This window comes from Qipengyuania sp., assembly GCF_965277845.1.
Lineage (GTDB): Bacteria > Pseudomonadota > Alphaproteobacteria > Sphingomonadales > Sphingomonadaceae > Qipengyuania.
Genome location: NZ_OZ255844.1, coordinates 107,465 through 123,061, shown reverse-complemented (window position 1 = coordinate 123,061; position 15,597 = coordinate 107,465). Strand labels below are relative to the sequence as shown.

The following is a 15,597-nucleotide window of genomic DNA, read 5'->3' as shown; positions in this document are numbered from 1 at the left end:
GCTCAGTTCGCGGCGTCGCTATCCGAACGCATGTCGAGCGTGGGTGCCACTTCCGCACCCTCGGTCACGGCTTCGTAGGGGACCATGGGTTCCGCGCCGTGTATGATGTTTGCGCCGATCGTGTCGGGAAAGGTGCGGATCGTGGTGTTATACTGGCGCACCGCTTCGTTGTAGTCGCGGATGGCAACGCGGATGCGGTTCTCCTGCCCTTCGATCTGGGTCATGAAGCGGCCGAAGTTTTCCTGGCTGCGCAATTCGGGATAGGCTTCGACATTGGCCATCAGCCGCGACAGGGCGCCACCGAAGGTGTTTTGCGCTTCCTGGTACTGCGCCATCTTCTCGGGGTCGCCGAGATCGTCGCCATCGAGTTGGATTTCGGGCCGCGTGGCCGAAGCGCGCGCCTGGATCACCGATTCGAGCGTTTCGCGCTCCTGCTCGGCCGAACTCATCACGATCTGTTCGAGATTGGGCACGAGATTTGCGCGCTGCTGGAAGGCGGCTTCGACATCGGCCCACTTGGCCTTCGCCGTTTCCTCTGCTGCGGGGACCGAGTTGATCCCGCAAGCCGAAAGCGCAAGCGCGGCAGCGGCAACGATAGTGGTGCGAAAAGCAGCCAAGCGGTTCATGGAAAATCCTTCATGTGGTAAACGTGTCTTGCCTAGATAGCACACCTTCGCGTCCATTCAAGATTAACGCGATTCCATGCCACAGGCGCGTCCATGCCATGGGATCGGGGCATCTGAGGGGTAAATGCGTAGGAGCCCGGAAAAACATATTGCCCGGCGGAATCTCCCGGCGTGGATGCCGTCATCGCCAGGGCGATGCTCGCCTTGCTCACTTCACATTAAGCCTTGGATCGCTATATGGGGCTTTGCCGGTTTCGACCGGATATGGCGATAAATTGCGCTGTGTAATAGGTACAATGGACCCGGGGGCAGTACCCGGCGGCTCCACCATAACCCGCGGGATATGCGCGGTTTTTGACGGGGCCGAACTAGGATCGACGTGTGCTGAAAGACAGTGTTTTCGCCCGGGCTGAGTACCCCGCAAAACTGTTCACAACACACAAGTGCCAATGACAATGAAGCACTCGCTCTCGCTGCGTAACCTGATGGCCTAACGGCCTGATCTTACAAAGCTAAAGCGCGGTTGGACCCACCGGGCAACAGAAGCGGATTCCGGGGGCCCGGGGCGGGCCTAGCAACAGAACCGCCCCACCTTCGCTAGATTGAGAGAGCCGAGTTCGCCATGGCGCGAGGGTTCTCGCCCCTGCATCTGAGTCCGGGGCAGCTAGCAACAGAACCCCCCCCTTACTCCATTTGAGCGCAATCATCGTTGTGAAGGCGCTACGGTCCTCCTCTCGAGAATGACGGCGGATCTAAGGGCCAGCCCATCGTGCGGTTTTGCGATCTGCCAATTCGCTCGTCTGCCGCTATCGCCCCCTAAACAGGCTTCGGCGAGCGAGATTTGCCATTGGTCGACCCCAGTTTGCGCCGCGGCCATTTCTTGCGAGGTCCCATGTGAGAGTAAAAAAGGGGGGCGCATGGACGCAGAAACCAATCAATCGAGACAATCTGCGCTGGGCGATCTGGCCCTGGTTGTCGGCACGCTCGTGGCAGTCAAGCAGAGCGTGCTGCCCTTTACCATCGTTTACGCCGGGCCGGTCTCGACCTTCTCGGCGATGATCGTGGCGACTTTCCTGCTTTACAGGCGCGGGTTGAACTGGGCCGCTCTCGGCTTGCGCAAACCCGATAGCTGGTGGCGGACGCTGGGCCTGTGTGTCGTGGTCTTTCTCGCATTTGTCGGCGCAGCCGCCGGTTTCGGCGCCATTGCGGACATCTTCTTCGAGGATGTCGGTGCGAGCGGGCGGTTCGACTTCGTAAAGGGAAACCTGCCCGGCTATCTCCTGATCATGGCACTGGTCTGGACGCATGGCTCGTTCTTCGAGGAACTGCTGTTTCGTGCTTTCGTGATAACGAAAGCGAGCACGGTCCTGGGCGGCGGAAGGGGCGCGACACTGGCGGCGGTGCTGCTGGCTGCCGTATTTTTCGGCTACCGCCACTATTACTATCAGGGAATGCATGGCGCCCTGGTCACCGGCGGCATCGGGCTGGTCTTCGGCTTGATCTACATCTGGTTCGGCAAGCGCAACATCTGGCCGCTGGTGTTGGTGCACGGGCTGGTCAATTCCATCAGCCAGACGCAACGTTTTCTGGGTGCATAGGAACTAGGGGGTGGGATCGCCAGGCACTTCGCCCGCATCCCGCTGCCGCGCCTCGCGTTCGTAGCGCAGCGCGTCGAGGATCTTGGCGCCGCCGAGAAACACCGCACCACCCGTCGCGCCGAACAGCAGATATCCGCCCACGCCGGGATACTCGACCGTATAATGCGCGCCGCGCGTCATCGCGCCCAGGGCGAGGGCGAAGATTATCAGATACGCTTCGACCCGCGTCTTGATCACGAACAGCCGTTTCATCCTGGTCAGCACGTTGGGGTCGGTCTCCCTTGTTAACCTGCGGGCTGCAATACCCGTGCCAGCGACGGATTTACCGGCGCTCCGATGGTTAATTTCCGATGCACTGTAAGAGCGCCCGACACACCAGTCCAGCGCGTTAACTTCGGGTAGTCCGGATCAGGCGAGTTCGTCCAGCGACAAGACGGAAAGCAGCGCTTCGCGCGCTTCGATCACGGTCTTCGCAAGATTTGCCGAGCCGACATCCTGCGGCTCGATTCGCTCGGGCCACATCTGGGCGATCACAGTCTCGATTCGGTCCGCCTTGGCTTCGTCTAGGAGGAATCGCGGATCCACGGTGGCTGGATCGGCGACCACCCGCAGTCGCAGACAGGCGGGGCCGCCGCCATTGGCCATCGACTGACGCACATCGACCGGGATCACTTGCCGGATCGGCCCATCCGAAGCGAACATGTGTTCGCACCATTGCCAAACGCTGGCACTTTCCCGGCATTCGCTCGGCACGATCAGCGCCATTTCACCGTTCGGCAACGTCAGCAGTTGCGCGTTGAAGAGATAGGTCCTGATCGCCTCCTCGAGGCTGACCGCGCTGTCCGGGACTTCGACGACTTGCAGCTTAGGGAAGACGGCGAGGATCGCTTCATAGGCATCTTCGCGGTCGGCAAAGGCGCGCTCATGGGTGAACAGCACGGTCTCGTTCGCCACCGCCACGACGTCGTTGTGAAACGCGCCCGCCTCGATCGCCGCCGGATTCTGTTCGATGAACACGCACCGGGCGGGGTCGAGGCCATGCAACCGGGCGACCGCGCGACTGGCCTGTTCGTGCTGGCGCGCTGGAAAGCGCCCTCCCGGCCGGCCGTAGACGAACACTTCGACACCCGGAGAGCCATGGCCCTCGCAAAACCGCATGTGATTGGCCGCGCCCTCGTCGCCGAAGCTGGGCGGCACCGCATCGTGCACTTCGAAGTGCTGCTCGTCGCCGAAGGCGATCTTCAATTGCGCCTGCGTGTCGCGCCATTCCTGCCCCCGGTGAAGCATGGTGACGAGGTTGGCGGGTGTCAGATGGCAGCGCCCGTCGGCGGTGTCGGGCGCCGGACTGACCGTGGCGGCATTGGCGGTCCACATCGAACTGGCAGACCAGGCCGCCGCCAGCAGGGCGCGGTCGGTAAACTCGTCGACCGCAAGAGCGCGCAGCAAATCGTTGTTCGGGCGCCGTAGCGGCAGCAGGAAGCCCTGCGCGAGCCCGCGCTGCATGTTGCCGCGCATCTTCGCGACCCCCTGCAGCGCTGCCGCGCGAGGATAAGAGGTATCGCCCTTGTGACTCGCGCTGGCGACATTGCCGAGGCTTAGGCCGGCATAATTGTGGCTCGGCCCGACGATTCCGTCGAAATTGATCTCGGCCAGCCCGCTCATCTCGCCACGCTCCATACCTCGTCGCCCTCGTCTACCTCGAGCACTTTGGCGCAAGCCGCGTCGATGGCGATCGTCCCGTCCTCGAAGATTTCGCGCATGCCGAAGGCGCTTCGAAACGTGCCGAGCGTGCCGGTGGCGATAAGCGCGCGTTCGCCGATATCGAGATCGGTTGCCGAGACGCGGCCGGGTACCGAATTGGCGATGCTCTTCACATTGTCCGTCCGCGCCGTCATGGTCGGGCCACCGTCGAAGATGTCGACATACCCTTCATGCGCGAAGCCCTCGTTTTCGAGCATGCGCATGGCTGCACGGCCGCTGGGATGCGGTACGCCGATGACTTTCTTGGCTTCGTCGTCGAGCATGGCGACATAGACGGGGTGCTTGGGCATCAGGTCGGCGATAAACTGGTTGCCGTTGATGGCATTGAAGTAGTCGGCTTCCTGAAAGGTCATTCCGAAAAACCGGCCGGCAACGCCGTCCCAGAAAGGCGAACCGCCGCGATCGTCGATCACTCCGCGCAATTCGGCGATGATGCGGTCCGCAAAGCGGTGGCGATGCATGGCTACGAAGAGATAGCGGCTGCGGGCGAGCAGCAGCCCGAGCCCGCCCGCGCGCTCTCCCGGGTGGAGGAACAGCCCGCCGACTTCCGAAGAGCCTTCGAGGTCGGTAACGAGGCTGAGCAGTTCGGCGCGTACCGTGCGGTCGAGTTCCTGGCTGTGCTGTGTCAGCGTGTTCAGGCGGTAGCTGTAGAAGGGCCATTGCTGGCCGACCTGGCTGAACAGCTGGCAGGTGCCGCGCACCTGACCGCTCTCGGTATTCTCGAGGACGAGGGTGAACTGGTCATCGCCCAATTCGTCGTCGGTACGCGAGAAGGCTTCCTCGGCGCGCTCGAGCTTCTTGGTCAGCGCGGCGCGGTCGGCAGGCAGGTTGGTAAATCCGCCGCCGGTAAGCTTGGCCATTTCATAAAGATGTTCGAGATCGCTGATATGCGCTGCGCGCAGGCGAAAGGTCACAAATGGTCTCCGGTGGATAGCTTCGCGAGGACCAGCGCGGACAGCGCGGCGCGTTCCCTGAGCGAAGGTACGATCATAAATTCGTCGGGCGAGTGGATGGCACCGCCGCGCACGCCCATCGTGTCGACCACGGGCACGCCGGTGGCAGCGATATTGTTGCCGTCGCACACGCCTCCGGTGGATTTCCAGCCGATCTGCTGGCCCAGCTCGGCGCCGCATGCCTTGACGAGGTCGAACAGGCGCTGCGCCTTCGCATCGACCGGCTTGGGCGGGCGCGTGACGCCCCCGTGGCGGTGGATATCAACCTCGTGTTCCGCCTTGATCGCGGCGAGGATCGTATCGAGTTCGCCGTCGAAGCGGTCCATCGCATCGGTCGACTTGGGGCGAATATTGAAGCGCAGGATAGCAAGGTCGGGCACGACATTGTTCGCGCTGCCGCCTTCGATCTTCGCAGGATTGACGGTGATGTCGTCGGCCTCGAGCGCCTTGATCCGCAACACGAGGTCGCTGGCAGCGACGATTGCGTTGCGCCCGTCATGCGGATTGCGCCCGGCATGGGCGGACTTGCCGGTAAAGGTGATCGAGTAATTGCCCGTGCCGCCGCGCGCATGGGCGAGCGTGCCGTCGGGCAGGGCGCTGGGCTCGTAGGTCAGCGCGGCATATTTCCCGCGCGCCAGCTCTTCGATCAGGCTCCGGCTGGCGAGGCTGCCGGTTTCCTCGTCCGAATTGATCATCACGTCGTAGCCGACGCGATCCGAACCCTCGATCGTCTCGAAGGTCTCGAGCGCGTGGAGGATCACGTTCAGCCCGCCCTTCATGTCGGCTGTGCCGGGCCCGTTGATGGTCTCGTCGTCGAGCCAGACAGTCTCCTGGAACGGGTGATCGACGGGGAAGACCGTATCCATGTGGCCGGTCAGCACGAATCGGCGCTCGGCATCGGGACGCACGCGCAGCACCAAGTGCTGGCCGTGCGGTTTTTCGTACTCGCGACCTTCGGAGGAAATCGCGGTGACCGTGGCCGGGTCGACCAGTTCGACCTCTCCCGGAAGCGCGCTGAAGGCATCCGCCAGCACGCTCGCCATACGCGCCAACCCCTCGATATTGGCGGTGCCGGTGTTGATCGCCGCCCATTCCTGGACCTCTCGCAGCATTCGTTCGGCATCGATCGCTTCGAGAAGCGCTTGCGGGGCGGTATCCGGTTTCATGTGCAACGTCCTTAGTCCTGCTCGGGCCCGAGTCCACCCCGCGCCTTGCATTGATCAACCGCTGACGGCATAGACCGTGCCGCTCCTCCCCGGGTTCGACATTGCCACGATTGCACAATCCGAGGAGTTCCATGACCCAATATGTGACGCGCGCCGGGATCGAAGCAGACCCCAAGCTTGCCGCCTTCATCGAAAGCGAAGTGCTTGGTCCGTTGGGCCGTGATGTCGATGAATTCTGGCAGGGTCTCGCGACGCTGCTGGGCGAGTTCGCGCCGCGCAACGCTGCGCTGCTCGCAAAGCGCGAGGAGCTGCAGGCGAAGATCGACGCGTGGCATAGCGAGCGCGCGGGACGGGCGATCGACCAGGGCGAATATCAGGCCTTCCTGTGCGAGATCGGTTACCTCGTACCCGAACCCGGCGACTTCACCATCGGCACCGAGAACGTCGATCCCGAGATTGCCACCATGGCCGGGCCGCAGCTGGTGGTTCCGATCCTTAATGCGCGTTTCCTGCTCAACGCCGCCAATGCGCGCTGGGGCAGCCTTTACGACGCGCTCTATGGAACCGACGCGCTCGATGCGCCGCCGGCACGGCCCGGAGGCTATGACGAGGAACGCGGCGCAGCCGTGGTCGCGGAGGCAAAGCGGTTCATGGACGAGGCCGTTCCTCTGTCGGATGGAAAGAATTGGGCCGACCTCACGGATGTAAAGGAAAACGGCATCCCGCTCGCCGATCCGGCGCAATGCGTAGGCTGGAACGAGGGCTCGTGCTTCTTCAAGCACAACGGCCTGCACATCGAAGTGGTCTTCGATCCAGAGCATCCGGTGGGCAAAACCGATCCCGCGAACATCGCCGACATCATCCTCGAATCCGCGCTGACCACCATTGCCGATTGCGAGGATTCGGTCGCGGCGGTGGATGCCGAGGACAAATTGCTCGCCTACGCCAACTGGCTCGGCGTGATCCGCGGCGACCTCGAAGAGAGTTTCGAGAAGGGCGGCAAGACGCTCACCCGAAAACTTGCGGGCGACAAGACCTTCGCCGATGCCGACGGTACCGAGCACACGCTGCCCGGCCGCAGCCTGATGTTCGTGCGCAATGTCGGGCATCTGATGACCAATCCGGCGATGCGCTGGGACGGCGAGGAAATTCCCGAGGGAATTCTCGACGCCGTGGTGACGTCGGCCATCGGCGCGCAGGACGTGGCGGGGCTGGGCCGGTATGGCAACAGCCGGAAGGCCAGCATCTACATCGTGAAGCCCAAGATGCACGGGCCCGAAGAATGCACTTTCACCAACGACCTGTTCGACGCAGTCGAGGATTTGCTGGGGTTGCCGCGCCACACGATCAAGGTCGGCGTGATGGACGAGGAGCGCCGCACTTCGGCCAACCTTGCTGCATGTATCCACGCGGTGAAGGACCGGATCGTCTTCATCAACACCGGCTTCCTCGACCGCACGGGCGACGAGATCCACACCTCGATGCGAGCGGGTCCGATGATGCGCAAGGGCGAGATGAAGAACTCCGCCTGGCTCAAGGCCTACGAGGCCCGCAATGTCGGTATCGGCCTTGCACATGGCCTTTCGGGCCGCGCGCAGATCGGCAAGGGCATGTGGGCCGCACCCGATCTCATGGGCCAGATGATGATCGAGAAGATCGGTCATCTGCGCGCGGGCGCCAACACGGCCTGGGTGCCGAGCCCGACCGCCGCGACGCTGCACGCGATCCATTACCACCGCGAAGACGTGTTCGAGATCCAGAAGGGCCTGCCCGATGCGGCGGGCCTGGACAAACTGCTCACGATCCCTCTCGCCGACGGTGTGAACTGGTCGGAAGACGAGATCCGCGAAGAATTGGACAACAACTGCCAGGGCCTGCTCGGCTATGTCGTGCGCTGGATCGACCAGGGTGTGGGCTGTTCCAAGGTACCCGACATCAACGACGTCGGCCTGATGGAAGACCGCGCGACTCTGCGCATTTCCAGCCAGCACATCGCCAATTGGCTGCTGCACGGTGTGATCTCGGAAGAGCAGGTGATGGACAGTCTGCGCCGCATGGCCGCCAAGGTGGACGAGCAGAATGCGGGCGACCCATCCTACGAGCCGCTGCTGCAGAATGAAGACGGCGCCGCCTTCAGCGCAGCGAAGGACCTCATCTTCAAGGGAGTGGAGCAGCCCAGCGGCTACACCGAACCGCTGCTGCATGCCTGGCGGCTCAGGAGGAAGGCCGGGTAAGCACTCGCGCGAGATTCGCGAATTCGGTCACCGTCACGGTTTCCGCCCGCCGCTGGGGATCTATATCGAGCGCGGCGAGAGCATCGACCGCGCCGGGCACGCCCTTCAGGCTCTGGCGGAGCATCTTGCGGCGCTGGCCGAAAGCCGCCTCGGTGAGGCGTTCGAGCATGCGGGCGCTGACGCCTGCCGGCATCGCGCCCGGCTCGACATGGACGATGGCGCTCATCACCTTGGGCGGCGGGGTGAAGGCGCTGCGGTGGACTTTCATCGCCAGCTTCGCCTGCGCGCGCCATTTGGCGAGAACCGCGAGCCTGCCATAGGCCGAGGTGCCCGGTTGCGCGACGATGCGCTGCGCGACTTCCTGCTGGAACATCAGCGTCAGGCTGGTCCAGAGCGGCGGCCAGCTCTCACCGCCGAGCCAGCGCACGAACAGGGCCGTCCCGACATTATAGGGCAGGTTGGACAGGACCGCGAAGGGCTCGCCCCCCATCAGCCGGGCATGGTCGAGCTTGAGCGCATCGCCTTCGACGACCCGAAGCTGCCCGGGGAAAGCTTCGCCGAGCTCTGCCAGTGCCGGCAGGCAGCGCTTGTCCATCTCGATCGCCGTCACCCGCGCGCCGGCGCGCAGCAGCGCGCGGGTCAGGCCGCCGGGGCCCGGACCGACCTCGAGCACCTGCCTGCCCGCAAGGTCTCCGGGGATCGCGGCGATCCGCTCGAGAAGCTGTTCGTCGAAAAGGAAATTCTGGCCCAGGGCTTTCGATGCACTTAGTCCGTGGCGCGCGATGACCTCGCGCAGCGGAGGCAAATCAGCCATGCGCGGCCCGCCGCTTCGCCATCTCGCCAGCCATCTTGAGGGCCGCGATCATTGCGCCCGGATCGGCCAAGGCCTTGCCCGCGATATCGAAAGCGGTGCCGTGGTCGGGACTGGTGCGCACGATGGGCAGGCCAAGCGTGACGTTCACACCCTCGTCGAAGTCGAGCGCTTTGAGCGGCACCAGCGCCTGATCGTGATACATCGCCAGCGCTGCATCATAGGTGGTCCGCGCCCGCGGTGTGAACAGCGCATCGGCGGGATGGGGGCCGGTGATGCTCAGGCCCTCGCCGCGCAAGGTCTCGATTGCGGGTTCGATGATCCGCGCTTCTTCATCGCCGAAACGGCCGCCTTCGCCGGCATGCGGATTGAGCCCGCACACCGCCAGACGAGGCGCGGCGATGCCGAAATCGCGGGCGAGCGCCCGCGCGACGATGCGCGCGCGACGCTCGATCAGATCTTGCGAGAGCCGCGTCGGGACGTCGGCCAGCGCGCAATGCACGGTAAGCGGCACGGCGCGCAGGCTGGGCCCGGCAAGCATCATGACCGCGTCTTCGCGCTCCAGCCCGCAGACATCGGCGAGAAATTCCGTTTGGCCGGGATGTTCGAAGCCCACCCGCGCGAGCTGCGCTTTGGCGATGGGTGCGGTCACGACTGCGGCGGCCGATCCCAGCAGCGCATGGCGGGTCGCTTCGGCCAGGGAATGCAAAGCCAGCGCAGCGCCGTGATCGTCCGGCGTGCCCAAAATCGCTTCACAGTCCTCGTGGCCAAGTACCGGCAGTGCACGCTCGAAGACTGGTGCGGCCTTAGAAGAATCCGTTATCCGTTCGATCGCGATATCGAGCCCGCGCGATCGTGCCGCACGGGCGAGGGCATCCGCGCCGCCGACTACGAAGAAGGACGCAATCCCGTTTTCGCGGCGGCGCGCCCAGCCTTCGGCGATGATTTCGGGCCCGATTCCCGCCGGATCGCCAAGCGAGACGGCGAGGGGGGCGATCATCCGGCTCAGTTGTATTCGATGAAGGCGTCGTTGCGCAGGTCGCGCAGATAGCGCTGCGCGCGCTTCTGGACGCGTTCATCTTCGAGCTGACCCATCAGCTGGTCGAAATCGGGACCTGCGGCGACTTGCGGATCGTCGCGTCCGCACAGCATCAGCACCCGCACGCCCTCTTCGAACGAGCCGAAGGGGGGCGTCGACTGGCCGACCTGCAACTGCAGGATGATGTTCTGCAGCTGGTCGGGTAGCGAACGCACGCGAATCTGGTCGTTGGTGACCACGGTCGCCCCCAGCGCTGCCGCTGCATTGTCGGCATCGCCGCAGCCGCGAATGGCGCGCACGCCCTCGGTGAAGGCAGCCACGCGCTGCTGCGCCGCTTCCGGCGTGGTGCCGGGATCGAATGTGATCTGGATCTGCTTCAGGCTCAGCAGCGCATCGCGCGGATCGGCCATCAGCACCTGACGCTTGTCGATCAGATAGAGGATCGAAAAACCGCCCGGGATGCGGATCGGGCCGACCAGCTGGCCGGGGCTCATCTCGCTTGCGACCGCTTCGAGTTGCGCGTTCTTGAGCTGCGCGAGCTGGATCCAGCCCAGATCGCCGCCCACCGCGGCCGTCGATGCTTCCGAAAACTGGCGCGCATAGGCGACGAAGCTGCCGCCCTGACGAAGCTGCTCGACGATCTGGTTGGCATTGGCCTCGACCGCGGCTTCGGTTTCGGGCGTGGCCGACAAGTAGATTTCGCCGAGGCGGTATTCTTCGGTCCCGCGCGAAGCCTCGAGTCGTTCGATGAGCTCGTTCACTTCCTCGGCAGAGACGTTGACGAAGGGTGCGATATTGCGGCGTAGCAGCCTGTTCCAGGCAAGCTCGCCTTTGATCTGGCGCTTGAGCGTTGCGGGCGAAGACCCGATCGAGCGCAGATATTCGTCCATCGCTTCGGGGCGCTGTTCGAAATTCTGAGCGGCCACGCCGGCATAGGTCTGGTCGATCTCGGCCTGCGCGACTTCGAGCTCCTGCGCCTCGGCGGCCTGAATCTGCAGCGTTTCATCGATGAGGTTGCGCAGCACCTGCATCCGGACGCGGATCATCTCTTCCTCGCTGACGGGACGCTGGTTGGCCGCGAGCAGGAGGGCGACGCGATGATCCACGTCGGTTTCGGTAATCACGAAGCCATTGACCACGGCCGTCGCTACGCGGCGGTTGGGATCGGTATCGCGCAACATGCTCAGGTCGCTCGGCAGGCCGAGCAGATTGCCCTGCGCAGTGGCCTGCTGCGCCTGCCCGGCAATGGGTGCAGCGGCGAGTCCGGTCGCAGCGGCAAGGGAAAGCAGTCGGGAAAACATCTTTGCAGTCACGTGTCGAACCTGTCTTGCGGCATCGCCGGGATGCCCGAATATGCCGCCCGCTTTGCGGTGTCGCGGCTTAACCGAAGCTGATAATCGCGGGCCGGATAGCGTGTTTGGCCCAAGGTGCCAATAAGCGCGGCCTAGCGGAAACCCAGATTTCTCAGGCTGAAATAGACCTGGAAGGTGTCGCCGCGTTCGGCGTCGCCGGAGGTGATGTAATCGCGCCGCCAAGTAACGCCCAGTTCGAGACAATCGTCCTGATAGGCCACACCGAGCCGGGTGCGGATCGGATCGAACCCATCGGAGGAGAACGTCGGATCCTCCTCACGGTCGGTAAGGTTGAACACCCCCGATCCGAACAGCGACCAGTAATTGGCGAAAGCGACACGAATGGCGCCGCGCAATTCCTCGCGGTCCTGCAAATCCTCGACCTGGGTGATATCTCGGTTGAGGCGGACATAACCCAGCTCGGCATAGGTCCTGCGCGAGCCCACTGTCGCATCGATTTCGTTCCGACGGATCGCCAGATTGTCCTTGTCGAGCCGGAAGCGGTGCGTGAAGCGCAGGAAGTCTTTGTAGCGGACTTCGGTTCGCCCGACGAAATCCGAGAAGCGTTCGGACAGGCCGGTCCCGACGGGCAGGATGTCGCGGTCGCTGTCGAGCCGGTAGGACTGGCCGATATTGGTCTTGAGCTCCCAATTCGGGATGCGCAGCGCCCAGTCGAAGCCATAGGTTACCCGCGCGCCGTCTTCGACACGGTCGTAGCCGGGAAAGCGGTTGAGCGCGAAGAGGTTGGAATCCTCCAGGTCGATCGCGCGCGCATCCTCGTTGGGAATGGCAAGGTTCCTGATCGGTGGTGTGGCCACGAACTGCACGCGGGGGGTGAAGACCTGCGTGCCGCCGAATGCCGTCCCGACGAAGGGCCATAGAACGTCCACCGCACCCAGTGCCACGCCGCGGAATTCCCAGCCGGGATTGCCGCGATAGCTGGCAGTGGCGGTGAGGAAGTTCTCGTCTGAATGATAGACGTCGCCGCGCAGCATCCCCGTGAACGTGACAACCTGTCCGAGACCGGTCACGCGGCGCAGGTCCCACTGCGCGCGGGCGAAGGCGCGCTGCGTATCCTGTCCGACGTCGCGATGGATGGCCAGCGTATTGGCCTGCAGCTCGATCTGGCCTCCGAGTATCGGCGTGTCGGGTCGCCAGCGGACGTCGAGCACCGGCAGCGCGATCGGCACTTCTCCCTGCGGCTGATTGAGGCGCAGCGTCTGCGTGGCCCAGCCGGCGAGCGAGAAATAGGTGTTGCTGCCGATCCGCTCGAGCTCGAGCGTGGAGCGCAGACGGTCGTCGCGGCTGATATCGTAGCGGCGCAGGAATGTGCGATCGGTTGCGCGGCGGATCGACCCGGTCAGGCTCCAGTCGGGCGTCAGCTGGAACTTGCCGTTGGCGAATAGGTAGCCGCGAAATTCCTCTTCGCTGGTCGACACGCCCGTCAGGCTGGAAATGCGCTGGCTGTGCGTTGCAAAACCGGTGATCTGGTAGGCGCCCCGCTCTGTCAGGTGACGCCACTGCGCGGCCACCATGGGTGCCGCATCGGTATAGACGTGGGTGGTAACCGTCAGGTCGCGGTTGTCGGCAAAGCGGATGTAATAGCTGCCCGATACCTCCACACCATTACTCTCCGAGACGCGAAGATCAGGAACGAGGAAACCGGAGACCGCGCCCCCATCGGTGCGGACGGTCAGTCCCGGGAGAGGCAGGACGCGCGCACCGAAAATCTCCAGGAAGGCGCCCGAGAATCTGATCCGCCGTTCGTCGGGGCTGTAGATTACGCGTTCGGCGGTGATCCGCCAGCTCGGGTCCCGGGGGCACCCTTCGGGATCGACCACCGAACACCCGCTATAGGCGGCCTTCTCAAGCGCGACCGTCCCGTCGCTTTCGCGAATCCCGCGATTTGCGGCAAGCCTGCCGCCCTGGCGCAGCGCAAGCAGGAGGTTGTCCATTGCGCCCGCTTCGAACTCGTCGGTCAGCTCGATCCGTTCGGAAAAGAGCTGGTTGCCGTTTTCGTCGACGAAGCGGACGCGACCCGATGCGACGATCTCGCCGGTACGCTGACTCCAACTGACCGAATCGGCGCGCAGACTGCGATCGCCACTGCGCAACACGACATTGCCGCTGGCGGTGACCATGTCGTTGTCCGAACTGTATTCGAGGATGTCGGCCTCGAAGGCAATTTCGCGGTTTCCCTCGGCATCGATTTCGTCGTCGCCTGTCGGCGGTGGCGGGGTATCGAGGTTCGTGTTGGGATCGGGAACCGCGAGCAGTTCGTCGACATCGGCGGCATTGTCGACGGTCGGCTTGTCGGGCTGAGGATCGCCTGGCTCGCCCTGCGGATCGATCACGGTGCCGACGTCGTCTGCGGCTGCTTGCGCGGCAAGCGGCGCAGCGGTGACCAGCGCCAGAGTGGTCGCGGTCAGGATTACGGGACGAATGGCCTCCCGGCCGGCGTGCAGGGCTGTCTCGACAGGCGGGAGCATGGCTTGCCTATCGCACCGGCCACGCCTAATCGCAATCGCCATCCTTGCAGGGCGCGCTTTGCCTGCGCCGCCCCGTCCGACAAATGTTTCCGGAGATCCCATGAAGATTCAGTTCAGCCAGTCCCGCCCGCAGGTTGCGCGCCTTGTTGCGCAAGTCACCGACAAGGGCAAGGTTCCCGCGGGGCTCGACAAGGCGATGACCGAAGGCATGGAATCGGCGCGGTTCAAGGGCAATGCCGGTCAGGTCTTCGAAGGTTTCGTCGAGCGTGAGGGACAGGTTCTGCGCCTCGCTATCGTCGGTGTCGGCGACAAGAATGACGAAGCACGGTTGGCCAATTGCGAAAAGGCGGGTGCTGCGCTGGCGGCGAAGTACCAGACAAGCGGCGTGAAGCAACTTGAACTCGACCTTTCGGACAGTGGCCTCTCGTCCGAAGAGGCAGCCAGCGTTCTGCTTGGCGTGCGGCTGCGCAACTGGCGCTACGATATCTATCGCACGAGAATGAAGGACGAGCAGAAGGTGACGCTGGAAAGCGCCACCGTGGTCGGCGCGCCCGAAGGTACCGAGGCGGCGTGGGGCGACATGGCGCATGTCGCGACCGGCGTAGAATTCACCCGCGAACTGATCACCGAGCCGGCCAACATCCTTTATCCCGAAAGCTTCGTCGCCCGCTGCCAGCAGCGCTTCGAAGGAACGGGTGCCGAACTGATCGTGCTCGACGAAGCAGAGATGGAAAAGCTCGGCATGGGCTCGTTGCTCGGCGTCGGCCTCGGTTCAGAACGCGAATCGCGTATCCTGGCCATTCGTTGGAATGGCGGCAGTTCGGGCGAGGCGCCAACCGCCTTCGTTGGCAAGGGCGTCACCTTCGATACGGGCGGGATCTCGATCAAGCCGGGGCCGGGCATGGAAGACATGAAGTGGGACATGGGCGGCGCCGGTGCGGTTGCCGGAGCCATGCTCGCCCTGGTCTCGCGCAAGGCGAAGGCCAATCTCGTCGGCGTGATGGGCCTCGTCGAGAATATGCCCGACGGCAAGGCTCAGCGTCCGGGTGATGTGGTCACCTCGATGAGCGGGCAGACCATCGAAGTGCTCAACACCGATGCCGAGGGCCGTCTGGTGCTGGCCGATGCGCTGCATTGGACGCAGGAGGAATTCCAGCCGGCGCGGATCCTCGACTTCGCTACCCTGACCGGCGCCATGATCGTTGCGCTGGGCCACGAATTCGCCGGCGTTTTCGCCAATGACGACCAGCTTGCCAAGGATCTGCACGAGGCTGGCGAGGCTACCGGCGATCGCAACTGGCGCATGCCGATCGGTCCTGCCTACGACAAACTGATCAATTCGCCGATCGCGGACATGAAGAACATCGGCGGCAAGGCGGCCGGGTCGATCACCGCCGCGCAGTTTCTGCAGCGCTTTATCGCCAACGGCACGCCCTGGGCGCATGTGGATGTGGCGGGCATGGTGTGGTCGGACAAGCCGGGCCGCACATGGGGCAAGGGCGCCACGGGTTATGGCGTGCGGCTCCTGGACCGCTTCGTACGCAACACGCTGGAAAGCTGACGCGGCG

General features: G+C 64.0%; 12 protein-coding genes and 1 other RNA gene. 4 read left to right on the top strand and 9 right to left on the bottom strand.

The window, feature by feature from the left end; all coding sequences use genetic code 11:
- Positions 1–2: 2 nt before the first annotated feature.
- Positions 3–626: a LemA family protein gene (locus tag ACQY4G_RS00655; protein WP_067694534.1), complete on the bottom strand. Its 624-nt coding sequence runs from the start codon at positions 624–626 to the stop codon at positions 3–5.
- Positions 627–834: 208 nt separating this feature from the next.
- On the opposite strand from ACQY4G_RS00655, the gene ssrA reads away from it, so the two are divergent.
- Both ssrA and ACQY4G_RS00645 read left to right on the top strand, forming a co-directional pair.
- Positions 835–1,180, top strand: a transfer-messenger RNA (tmRNA) gene (ssrA, locus tag ACQY4G_RS00650).
- A 363-nt stretch (positions 1,181–1,543) separates the two neighbouring features.
- Complete coding sequence (locus ACQY4G_RS00645) at positions 1,544–2,224, top strand: CPBP family intramembrane glutamic endopeptidase (protein ID WP_421992302.1); 681 nt, start codon at positions 1,544–1,546, stop codon at positions 2,222–2,224.
- A 3-nt stretch (positions 2,225–2,227) separates the two neighbouring features.
- Here ACQY4G_RS00645 and ACQY4G_RS00640 read toward each other — a convergent pair whose 3' ends face one another.
- From ACQY4G_RS00640 to ACQY4G_RS00625, 4 genes are all read right to left on the bottom strand, one after another.
- On the bottom strand, positions 2,228–2,488 hold the full coding sequence (locus tag ACQY4G_RS00640) for a hypothetical protein (RefSeq protein ID WP_421992300.1): 261 nt from the start codon (positions 2,486–2,488) through the stop codon (positions 2,228–2,230).
- Positions 2,489–2,632: 144 nt separating this feature from the next.
- On the bottom strand, positions 2,633–3,901 hold the full coding sequence (locus tag ACQY4G_RS00635; RefSeq protein ID WP_421992298.1) for an N-succinylarginine dihydrolase: 1,269 nt from the start codon (positions 3,899–3,901) through the stop codon (positions 2,633–2,635).
- Positions 3,883–4,899, bottom strand: a complete 1,017-nt coding sequence (locus ACQY4G_RS00630) for an arginine N-succinyltransferase (protein ID WP_291169508.1) — start codon at positions 4,897–4,899, stop codon at positions 3,883–3,885. The genes ACQY4G_RS00635 and ACQY4G_RS00630 overlap by 19 nt, the downstream gene beginning before the upstream one ends.
- Entirely contained in the window at positions 4,896–6,104 is a 1,209-nt protein-coding gene (locus ACQY4G_RS00625) for a hydrolase (RefSeq protein WP_421992296.1), read from the bottom strand. The genes ACQY4G_RS00630 and ACQY4G_RS00625 overlap by 4 nt, the downstream gene beginning before the upstream one ends.
- 131 nt (positions 6,105–6,235) lie before the next feature.
- Here ACQY4G_RS00625 and ACQY4G_RS00620 point away from each other — a divergent pair, with 131 nt between their 5' ends.
- Positions 6,236–8,338: a malate synthase G gene (locus ACQY4G_RS00620; protein ID WP_421992294.1), complete on the top strand. Its 2,103-nt coding sequence runs from the start codon at positions 6,236–6,238 to the stop codon at positions 8,336–8,338.
- On the opposite strand, the gene rsmA is transcribed toward ACQY4G_RS00620, so the two are convergent.
- The 4 genes from rsmA to ACQY4G_RS00600 all read right to left on the bottom strand — a co-directional run bounded on the left by rsmA (position 8,319) and on the right by ACQY4G_RS00600 (position 14,029).
- On the bottom strand, positions 8,319–9,152 hold the full coding sequence (gene rsmA / locus ACQY4G_RS00615; RefSeq protein ID WP_421992292.1) for a 16S rRNA (adenine(1518)-N(6)/adenine(1519)-N(6))-dimethyltransferase RsmA: 834 nt from the start codon (positions 9,150–9,152) through the stop codon (positions 8,319–8,321). The genes ACQY4G_RS00620 and rsmA overlap by 20 nt on opposite strands.
- Complete coding sequence (pdxA, locus tag ACQY4G_RS00610) at positions 9,145–10,149, bottom strand: 4-hydroxythreonine-4-phosphate dehydrogenase PdxA (protein WP_421992290.1); 1,005 nt, start codon at positions 10,147–10,149, stop codon at positions 9,145–9,147. The genes rsmA and pdxA overlap by 8 nt, the downstream gene beginning before the upstream one ends.
- Positions 10,150–10,154: 5 nt before the next feature.
- The gene (locus ACQY4G_RS00605) at positions 10,155–11,501 is read right to left on the bottom strand and encodes a peptidylprolyl isomerase (RefSeq protein ID WP_425061693.1); all 1,347 of its coding nucleotides are present in this window, start codon (positions 11,499–11,501) and stop codon (positions 10,155–10,157) included.
- A gap of 131 nt (positions 11,502–11,632) precedes the next feature.
- On the bottom strand, positions 11,633–14,029 hold the full coding sequence (locus tag ACQY4G_RS00600) for an LPS-assembly protein LptD (protein WP_421992286.1): 2,397 nt from the start codon (positions 14,027–14,029) through the stop codon (positions 11,633–11,635).
- A 100-nt stretch (positions 14,030–14,129) separates the two neighbouring features.
- On the opposite strand from ACQY4G_RS00600, the gene ACQY4G_RS00595 reads away from it, so the two are divergent.
- The gene (locus tag ACQY4G_RS00595; RefSeq protein WP_421992284.1) at positions 14,130–15,590 is read left to right on the top strand and encodes a leucyl aminopeptidase; all 1,461 of its coding nucleotides are present in this window, start codon (positions 14,130–14,132) and stop codon (positions 15,588–15,590) included.
- Positions 15,591–15,597 lie beyond the last annotated feature (7 nt).